The organism is Streptomyces sp. NPDC057543, assembly GCF_042801895.1.
Taxonomy (GTDB): domain Bacteria; phylum Actinomycetota; class Actinomycetes; order Streptomycetales; family Streptomycetaceae; genus Streptomyces.
Window position 1 is genome coordinate 1 of the sequence record NZ_JBHVFF010000381.1, and the last position, 6,841, is coordinate 6,841.

General features: G+C 69.5%; 6 protein-coding genes and 2 pseudogenes. 6 read left to right on the forward strand and 2 right to left on the reverse strand.

Going from position 1 to position 6,841, the window contains the following annotated elements:
* Window positions 1-90 precede the first annotated feature (90 nt).
* Window positions 91-732 (forward strand): class F sortase, encoded by a 642-nt coding sequence (locus ACFU8Q_RS37555; protein ID WP_384463455.1) that lies wholly within the window; start codon window positions 91-93, stop codon window positions 730-732.
* A gap of 303 nt (window positions 733-1,035) precedes the next feature.
* Here the strand turns inward: ACFU8Q_RS37555 and ACFU8Q_RS37560 are convergent, their stop codons facing one another.
* The gene (locus tag ACFU8Q_RS37560; RefSeq protein ID WP_384463458.1) at window positions 1,036-1,992 is read right to left on the reverse strand and encodes a helix-turn-helix transcriptional regulator; all 957 of its coding nucleotides are present in this window, start codon (window positions 1,990-1,992) and stop codon (window positions 1,036-1,038) included.
* A 118-nt stretch (window positions 1,993-2,110) separates the two neighbouring features.
* Here ACFU8Q_RS37560 and ACFU8Q_RS37565 point away from each other — a divergent pair, with 118 nt between their 5' ends.
* The 4 genes and pseudogenes from ACFU8Q_RS37565 (at window position 2,111) to ACFU8Q_RS37580 (ending at window position 5,865) form a co-directional block, all read left to right on the forward strand.
* Window positions 2,111-3,145 (forward strand): zinc-binding dehydrogenase, encoded by a 1,035-nt coding sequence (locus ACFU8Q_RS37565; protein ID WP_384463461.1) that lies wholly within the window; start codon window positions 2,111-2,113, stop codon window positions 3,143-3,145.
* 84 nt (window positions 3,146-3,229) lie between these two features.
* Window positions 3,230-4,327, forward strand: coding sequence for a winged helix DNA-binding domain-containing protein (locus tag ACFU8Q_RS37570; protein ID WP_384463464.1), 1,098 nt, complete (start codon window positions 3,230-3,232; stop codon window positions 4,325-4,327).
* A 58-nt stretch (window positions 4,328-4,385) separates the two neighbouring features.
* Window positions 4,386-4,655: pseudogene (locus ACFU8Q_RS37575) on the forward strand (IS5/IS1182 family transposase); the annotation flags it as partial.
* 256 nt (window positions 4,656-4,911) lie between these two features.
* On the forward strand, window positions 4,912-5,865 hold the full coding sequence (locus ACFU8Q_RS37580) for a DUF5996 family protein (RefSeq protein WP_384463466.1): 954 nt from the start codon (window positions 4,912-4,914) through the stop codon (window positions 5,863-5,865).
* 91 nt (window positions 5,866-5,956) lie between these two features.
* Here ACFU8Q_RS37580 and ACFU8Q_RS37585 read toward each other — a convergent pair whose 3' ends face one another.
* Entirely contained in the window at window positions 5,957-6,298 is a 342-nt protein-coding gene (locus ACFU8Q_RS37585) for a hypothetical protein (protein WP_384463469.1), read from the reverse strand.
* Window positions 6,299-6,300: 2 nt separating this feature from the next.
* On the opposite strand from ACFU8Q_RS37585, the pseudogene ACFU8Q_RS37590 reads away from it, so the two are divergent.
* A pseudogene (locus ACFU8Q_RS37590) lies at window positions 6,301-6,841 on the forward strand (type I restriction endonuclease subunit R); the annotation flags it as partial.

Here is a 6,841-nt window from a genome sequence, read left to right on the forward strand (position 1 = left end):
CGCCGGGCGCCACCCAGCCCCCGGCCGGGGGGGCGCCGCCCTGCGGGGGCGCCGCCACTCCCCGTCTCCGCATCTTCCTGGAGCCCCATCATGTCCCGTATACCGCCACCGCTTTGGCGCGCAGTCCTCCCGGCGCTCGCCTGCCTCGCCCTCGCAGGCTGCTCCTCCCCCTCGCCGTCCTCCGCGGACGCCGTAGACGCTTCGTCCGCCGCACCACACGGGGACACTCCCAACTCCCCGAAGGAAACGGGTTCCAGAGCGGCGAACGAGCCAGGCTCCCCGGAGTCTGCCGCGAGCCCCACCCATGTCGGCATCCCGTCGATCGGGGTGAACAGCTCACTCATGCGGCTCGGGCTGAACGAGGACGGCACGGTCGAGGTCCCACCCGCCGAGAAGGGCATGACGGTCGGCTGGTACACCGGGGGCGCGGTCCCTGGCGAACGTGGCGCCGCGGTCCTCATCGGCCACAACGACACCCGCCTCGGCAAGGCTGTCTTCCACGATCTCAAGAAGATCGGCAAGGGGGCGGACATCGCGATCCGCAACGACCGGGGAGCCGAGATCCACTTCAGGGTCACCGGCACCGAGACCGTCAGCAAGAAGGCGTTCCCGACCGAGAAGGTCTACGGTGCCACCGACCAACGCGTCCTGCGCCTCATCACCTGCGACGGCGCCTTCGACGCCCAGGGCCACCCGGTGGACAACCTCATCGTGTACGCCGCCCGGAGCTGAAGGCGCCCGCGACCGTCGCCCCCGCCTCGTCACCGGCGGCCTGCGCTGCCGCGTCCCGGCCCACCCGGCCACCGGAAGGCGGGGCCGACCTCGAGCTTTCCCTGTACCAGGGGAGGCGGAGGACCCGGGCGAGGGGTGGGCGAGTCGGAGCTGGGTGGACACCCTTGGTCGGAGCATTTGATCAGCCGAAGGCCGCCCCCGCACTCCGCAGACGCCGAGATCACCACCACGTTCGACAAACGCCATGGTTCATTGAAGATCTTGATCGCTCGGCCTGCGACGGCGGACCTCCGGCACCGGACATCACGAGCCGGTGGCACGGGTGAAACGCGCAGCCCACTCCCGGACGAAGTCGACGAACTCGGGAGGGCCGAGCACCTCGAACTCCGCGCCCACATTGCCCAGTGCCTGAGTCGGCCAGTCCAGGGTCTGCGAGGTCATCCGTACCCGGCACCGCTGCTCGTCGACCTCCTCGACCGTCGCCCACGGGCCAACGCGCGCGCGAACAGCCGCTGCGGGGGCGTGCACAAGCGCTTCGACGGTGTGCGGAACGGGGACGCCGCCGCTCCCCGCACGGACGAAGGCCGAGGCGTCGTCGGCAGGTAGCTCGCGCGGGCGAAACCGCTCTCCGGTCCCGCGCGGATCGTCGAGACGGTCGAGGCGGAAGTTGCGCCAGTCCTGCCGGGTCAGGTCGTAGGCGACCATGTACCAGCGGTACCCGAGCGAGACCAGCCCGTGGGGCTCGACATGGCGGGCACTCCGAGCGCCACCGCGGGCGGTGTAGGAGAAGCGAAGTCGTTCCTCGTCCCGGCACGCCTGCGCGATGGCGGTCAGCACACCGGCCTCGACGGTCTTCCCACCGCCCTCGACCGAGGGCACGGTCACCACCCGCAGGGCGTCGACCCGTCGGCGCAGTCGCGCCGGCATGACCTGCACGACCTTGGTGAACGCGCGGATCGAGGACTCCTCGATTCCGGTGACCGCGCCCTGGGCGGCCGCACGCAACCCGATGGCGAGCGCGACCGCCTCCTCGTCGTCGAGCACCAACGGCGGCAGGGCGGCGCCCGCCGTGAGCTGGTAGCCGCCATCGACGCCGCGACTGGCCTCGACCGGGTAGCCCAACTCGCGCAGCCGGTCGACGTCGCGCCGCAGGGTGCGCGCAGAAACCCCGAGCCTGTCGGCCAGCTCGCCGCCCGGCCAGTGCCGGTGGGTCTGGAGCAGGGACAGCAGCCGCAGAGTCCGAGAGCTTGTGTTCGCCATGACCTCAGGATGGCGCCAATTGAGGTCGGAAAGTGACCGCTATGGCTCATAGCGTGGGTCTCACGAGAACGGCACGGGCCCAGGCCGGGTGCGCCGACTGATCGAAACGAGGAGAACCATGACCGACAGCACGATGTCGACGACCCCCGACACGATGTGGGAGGTGCGACTGGCCAAGCACCTGAAGGGAGACCTCGGGACCGACACCTTTGACCTCGTACAGGTGCCGACGCCCGAGCCGGCCACGGGAGAGGTACTGGTCCGCACGGACTACCTGGGCCTGTCGGTCGCCTATCTGGAGATGATGCGCGCCGACTCCCATCTGCCGATCCCGCCGTGGCAGGTCGGCCGGCGCATCGGAGGCGGCGCAGTGGGCACGGTCGTGCGCTCCAACAGCGCGGACCTGGCCGTCGGCGACCTGGTCCGCACCATGACGGGGTGGTGCGAGTACTCGGCCGGGTCTGCCGACCAGTACCCCAAGCTGGACCCGGAGTTGTTCCCGAGCCCGGTGCACTACCTCAGCCAGGGGCCCACCGCCTACTACGGGATGTCCGAGATCGCCAAGGCCGGCGCCGGCGATGTCGTCTTCGTCTCCGGCGCGGCGGGCGGCGTCGGGTCGCTGGCCGGACAGATCGCCAGGTGCCGGGGCGCCGCGAAGGTGATCGGTAGCGCAGGTAGCCAGGCGAAGATCGACTACCTGGTTGACGAGCTCGGCTTCGACGCGGCGTTCGACTACCACGACGGCCCCGTCCTCGATCATCTGCGGGACCTGGCGCCCGAGGGCATCACGGTGTTCTTCGACAACGTCGGCGCAGAGCAGTTCGACGCGGCGGTCGAAGCGGCGGCGCCCGGGGCCCGCTTCGCGCTGTGCGGCGCGCTGGCCACTCAGATAGGCGACCACGAGGACCGGTTCCCCGAGCCGGATCTCGCTGCGGCGGCCGCCAAGGGGATCGAGGTTCTGCCGTTCTCCACCTATCACACCCCGGAGCAGGTCGCGGCGTGGACCGAGCACTTCAGTACGTGGTTGAGCGAGGACCGCTTCGTGTTCCCCCACACGATCGTGGAAGGCGGCCTCTCGGCAGCTCCACAGGCGCTCGTCTCCCTGCTGAAGGGCAGCTACAAGGGCAACGTCTCCGTCAGGGTCGTCGGCTGAGGATCGAAGCGCGCCGCCCGTCACACACGGACGGGCAACGCGCTCCCGCTGACGTCCCCACCATTCAAGGAGAACCGGCACCACATGACCGACGCCTCCGTGCTGTCCACCCGCACCCTGAACCGGACACTGCTCCAACGTCAGTTCCTGGCCGCCCGAACCTCCCGCCCGGCGCTCGACGTCGTCGAACACCTGGTCGCTCTGCAGGGGCAGGAGCCCAACTGGCCCTACGTGGGCCTGTGGACCCGGCTGGCCGACTTCCGACATGACGGCCTGATGGCACTGCTCCGCGACGGGCGCGTGGTGCGCTCCACAGCCCTACGCAGCACCCAGCACCTGACCAGCAGCAACGACTTCCGCTGGCTGCGGCCCGTCGTCCAGCCCGTCCTGGACCGCACCGCCCGGGCGCGGTACTTCGCCGCGCAGACCACCGGGTTGGACATCGCCGAGCTCACCGAAGCCGGTCGGGAGCTGATGGCTGGCCAAACCCTGCCTCGGCGGAAGCTCGCCCTGTCGCTCGCCGAGCGCTTCCCGGGCCGCGACGGCCGCGTGCTCGCGGGGGCGGTGGAGCTTCGGGTACCGATGGTGCACGCCCCGGCCACCGGCGCCTGGGGCGCCTGGGGCAATCGCCCCAACATCGCCATCACCCTCGCGGAGCCCTGGATCGGCCGACCGATGGCAGCGCCACGAGTCGAGACGATGATCCGCCGCTACCTGGCGGCGTTCGGCCCGGCCGGCGTCATGGACATCCAGACATGGTCGGGGCTGACCCGCCTGCGTGAAACTCTCGACGGGCTGCGGTCACAGCTGCGTGTCTTCCACGACGAGCGGGGCACTGAGCTCTTCGACCTGCCCGACGCGCCGCTCGCCGACCCGGACCTGCCCGTCCCCGTGCGATTTCTGCCCGCCTTCGACAATCTCCTCCTCGGGCACACGGACCGCGCGCGAGTGATCAGCGAGGCAGACCGCAAGCTGGTGATGCCGGGTCAGGCCATGGTGCGGCCCACCTTCCTCGTTGACGGCTTCGTCCACGGCACCTGGTCGGTGAAGGGCTCCGTACTGCTCATCTCCCCGTTCCGGCCGCTGTCGCAAGCGGGCACACAGGCAGTACTGGACGAGGCCGAGCGACTTCTCGCCTTCATCGCACCTGACGCGACCGAACGGGGGGTCACGTTCAGCTGAGAACGACGGGACCTTTCCCCCTCATGCGGCGGCCGCCTCGTCCTCGCCGAGCACGCTGAAGTCCAAGAACTACCGCTGTTCCACCAACCACCAGGTCGTTGTCGACGCCGACAGCCGCCGTGTCGTCCTGGTCGGTGAACCCCAACCCCTGCCCGGCAATCGCAACGGCTGCAAGGCATGGGCGAAGTCCGGAGTGAAGGCCGCCGTGGGCACGACCCTGACGATGGCCGACGGCGGCTGTCCCGGCACCGGACTCCTCATGCCCCACCGCCGCACCCCGGGCGAGGAATTGCCCGAGTGGAAGAGGGAGCACAACCGCTCGCACAAACCTGACCTGCAAAGAAGCGGCGCGGCTCGACCCTCAGGCGAAGAAGGTGGGGTTTTCGGTCACCCACCGCGTCCTGGCTGCTGGCCCAGCACGTCGGACGCCCGACGCCACCGAGTGGGCAGGACCCTGACCTGAGTGTGAGAATTGGGTACTGGATCGCAGTTCGGTGTCCAAGGCACGCCCGTCGATGCATGGGAGCGGGCGCAGCACCTGAGGTCCCCTCCCCTGATCCCATCGACACGCTGGGAGGCTCTCCGTGAGCGAACGTCTCAATGCGTGGCCGACGCTGGTCTATGAGGACCTGGCGCCCATGGTCGACTACGTGAACCGGGTGGTACAGGTCGCGGGCAAGTACACCCTCGACGAGCCCTTCGAAGTCGGCTGGGGAAACATCGTCCTCGATGTCACCCCCCGGGGGCTCAGTACGCCAACCCTTCGGCAGCGAGGCGTGACCTTCACGGTGCACTACAGCCTGCTCGACGGACACGTGGTCATCGAGGCCGACAACGGTTCGCGGACGGTGCCATTGTCCAAGGGATCGGTCGCCATGTTCTATGCGTCCTTCTGCCATGCGGCAGACGAGCTCGGCATACACCGACCGCGCAGCTCGTTGATCTGCGAGATTCCCGATGCCCCGCCACGCTTCGAGGACGATCACGTCGAACGCACCTGGGACGGCCACGCAGCCCGGCTGATCTGGACAGCGTTGAACCTCGCCGCTGACGGGCTCGAGGCGTGGCAGGCCCCCTTCCTGGGACACCGCCCCCGGGTCGGTGTGATGTGGGGCGGCTTCGACCTGTCAGCCACGCGTTTCCGGGCGCAGCCCACCGTGCCGCCGCCCGGCCGGCCTCCGTTCATGCAGAATGCCCAGCTCGACGCGTACGTGTCGGTGGGATTCTCCTTCGGGGATGACAAGGCGCCGAACGTGGGCATGTACGCGTACATCTGGCCCCAGCCGGACGGTCTCGAGGGCCGGTCCTGGGGTGTTGAGGGCGCTGCCTGGTATCCCGACGCTGGTCTGGTTCGTCTGCCGTGGGCCAAGCTCAGGGAGACAGCGGACCCGCACCAGGCCATTGTGGCGTTCGGTGACGCCGTCTACGACGCCGCCGTCGAGACGGCAGGCTGGCCGTCCGACCTGGTCGGACCCCGCGTCGAGGGTTGGTACATGAGCAGGACACCGCCCGAGCTCGTCCAGCACCAGCACGGCTGACTCAGGTCGAGTTTCCGACTCGGAAGACCAGGAGCCTGTCTCGGCAACGGGCGACCCGCGCCTCGATCGCCCGCTTCCGCCGCCGCCGCCTTCACGCGCTCGCCGATTTCACCAACGGCGAGGAGAGCATCCATGGCGGCCCGGGTGTCCCGCCCCTTCGGCGCGCCACGGCGCCGGGCGGCGGAGTGGGGATCACGCCGTCCGCCCGCGTCTTGCGGCGCTCCTCGGCGATGCCGAGCCCGGCGAGCACGGCCGGTGCGGTGAGGGCGCTGCGCGAGACGAAGTGCTCGCTGCGGTCGGCGATCAGGCGGGCCAGCAGCGGCACTACGCTCTGCTCGACCTGCTCGGCGCTCGACCCTGCGGGCAGTTCGTCCTCGTGGACCGTCTCTGCCGAGCGGGACAGCCCGCCGCGTCCGTAGATCGCCGTGATCACGAGGTCGTTACCTCCTCAACCGGCTTCCACGCCGCGCCGACGGAGGCGTCGACATAGGCGAGATCGACCTCAGCCACCTGCGGGTGGACAAGACCGGCGAGCACGACAAGTCGCTCACCTCCGAAGGCCCGGCAGAACTCAAGAGGTTCGGAGAGGGTACGGGTGGCGCCGCGGAGGCCGAGAAGTCGCTGCTGTCCGAGCTGATCGGGAAGTTCAACGCCAAGTTCGGCACCGACTTCACCGAGCAGGACGTCATCCAGCCCTTCAATGAGGCCAAGGCAAACAAGAAGGTCCGACTGGCAGCCGTCGCCAACGAGGACGTGGACAACTTCGGCAAGGTCTTCGCCGACAAGATGGCCGACCACATCGACACGATCGCCGGCATGGGACGGCAGTACTTCGGGCCCGACAAGGGCTTCAAGTCCAGCCTGGACCGCAGCGCGCGCCGGGCGGCGTGGCGGATGATCCGCCGCGAGGAGGGCGTGGACGAGCAGTCCCCGTACGTACGGGAGGGTCCCGCCGCAACGCCGGTTCGGTGTGCGG